General features: G+C 77.6%; 2 protein-coding genes. Both read right to left on the bottom strand.

The window, feature by feature from the left end; genetic code table 11:
• Positions 1-55: 55 nt before the first annotated feature.
• Entirely contained in the window at positions 56-679 is a 624-nt protein-coding gene (locus HTZ82_RS13565; protein WP_175409610.1) for an SMI1/KNR4 family protein, read from the bottom strand.
• A 43-nt stretch (positions 680-722) separates the two neighbouring features.
• Positions 723-1,771 (bottom strand): NAD(P)H-hydrate dehydratase (locus HTZ82_RS13560; RefSeq protein WP_175409609.1); only part of this gene is annotated, 1,049 nt, incomplete at its 5' end.

Genomic DNA, 1,771 nt, shown 5'->3' with positions numbered 1-1,771 from the left:
GGCGCGAACGGGGGTCTGGGGGCGGAGCCCCCAGTTACGGGAAGGGGCACCGCCGTCAGGACGGGTGGGCGTACGGGTCCGGTTCGCCGGTCAGGGGGTCGAGGCCCGCCAGGTAGCGACGCTGTTCCTCGCGCCAGTGCACGAACCGGGCCGGTGTGCCGTCCCAGAAGACGAGGCTGACCGGCGGTTCGTCGAACTCGTCGCCGAGCAGCCGCGCCAGGAACTCCGCCATCCCGTACGGCAGGACGGTGAACGTCGGCTCGGTGTGCCGCCCGCAGACCACGACCGGCCAGCGGTCCGGATCCGGGTCGGCGGTGAGCCAGCACAGGATGTCAGGGCCGGCCGTGACGCCCCACGCCAGGAGGTGCGCCGGGTCGACGTCCAGCGCGTCCCGGCCGCCCTCCGCCGCCCAGGCGTGGCGGACGTTGGCCGTCTCCTCGGCCAGGTCCTCCGGCGGCCACCGCAGGCCCTCCCGCGGCAGCGGCAGCAGCACGCCGGCCTCGCCGTTGATCGAGCCCCCGCCGTACCGGGCCATGAAGGCCCGGTAGTCGCCGGGGAAGCGGACGCCCCAGCGGGCCTCGGCGGCCGCCCAGTCGACCTTTTCGTCGACGCCGTGCTCCGGCGGCATGAGCGACATGAGCCGTACGAGCGCGTCCGGCCGCGGATCCTCCCCCACCATGCTTCTCCCACCCTGTCGTGCTCGCGTTCTGTGACTCGCGTTCTCAGCCCGTGACGTCGCGCCACGCCCCCGGCAGCGCCTCCGCCACGTCCTCGGCCGTGACCGGTGCCCCCCGCGCCGCGCGCCGGGCGGCGAGCCCGTGCACGTACGCGGCGGCCGACGCGGCGTCGCGCGGCGCCAGCCCGGCCGCCAGCAGCGAGCCGCCGATGCCCGACAGGACGTCACCGCTCCCGGCGGTGGCCAGCCATGGCGTACCGGTCGGGTTCACGCGTACCGGAACGGCCGGGTCCGGGTCGGCGACCAGGGTCGTGGACCCCTTGAGCAGCACCGTCGCCCCGTACCGCCCCGCCAGCTCCCGCGCCGCCTCCAGCCGCCGGGCCTCCACGTCCTCGCGGGAGGTGCCGAGGAGCGCCGCCGCCTCGCCCGCGTGCGGTGTGAGGACCGTCGGCGCGGCCCGGTCCCGTACGGCGGCCGGGTCGAGGAGGCGCAGCCCGTCGGCGTCGACGAGCACCGGCACGTCCGACGCCAGGACATCGTCCACGCCCGGCGTGTCGCCGAGGCCCGGGCCGATCAGCCACGCCTGGACGCGCCCCGCCTTCCCGGGCGGCCCGCCGTGCACCAGGGTCTCCGGGTGCCGCGCCAGCACCGCGCCGCCGGCGGGCCCCACGTACCGTACGGCCCCCGCGCCGCCCCGCAGCGCGCCCGCGACGGCCAGGACGGCGGCGCCCGGGTAGCGCGCCGAGCCCGCGACGACGCCGACGACGCCCCGCCGGTACTTGTCGCTCTCGGCGCGCGGCACCGGCAGCAGCCGGGCCACGTCGGCGTGCTGGAGGGCTTCCACGTCCGGCACGGACGGCAGGAAGTCCGCCAGCCCGATGTCGACGAGCCGCAGCGCGCCCGCGTGCTCGCGCGCCGGGTCGATCAGCAGGCCCGGCTTGTACGCCCCGAACGTGATCGTCGCGTCGGCCCGTACCGCCTCGCCGTCGACGGCGCCGGTGTCGGCGTCGACGCCGCTCGGCAGGTCGACGGCGACCACGACGGCGTCGGAGCCGCGCGCGGCCCGCACCACGGGGACGGCGTCGGGGCGCAGGC

It is taken from the genome of Streptomyces sp. TRM64462, assembly GCF_013362995.1.
GTDB lineage: Bacteria > Actinomycetota > Actinomycetes > Streptomycetales > Streptomycetaceae > Streptomyces.
This window is presented reverse-complemented; position numbering and strand designations above follow the sequence as displayed.

What these genes read in the sequence shown, in the direction of transcription:
- HTZ82_RS13565 (WP_175409610.1), bottom strand. Translation starts at nt 679, where the DNA reads ATGGTGGGGGAGGATCCGCGGCCGGACGCGCTCGTACGGCTCATGTCG.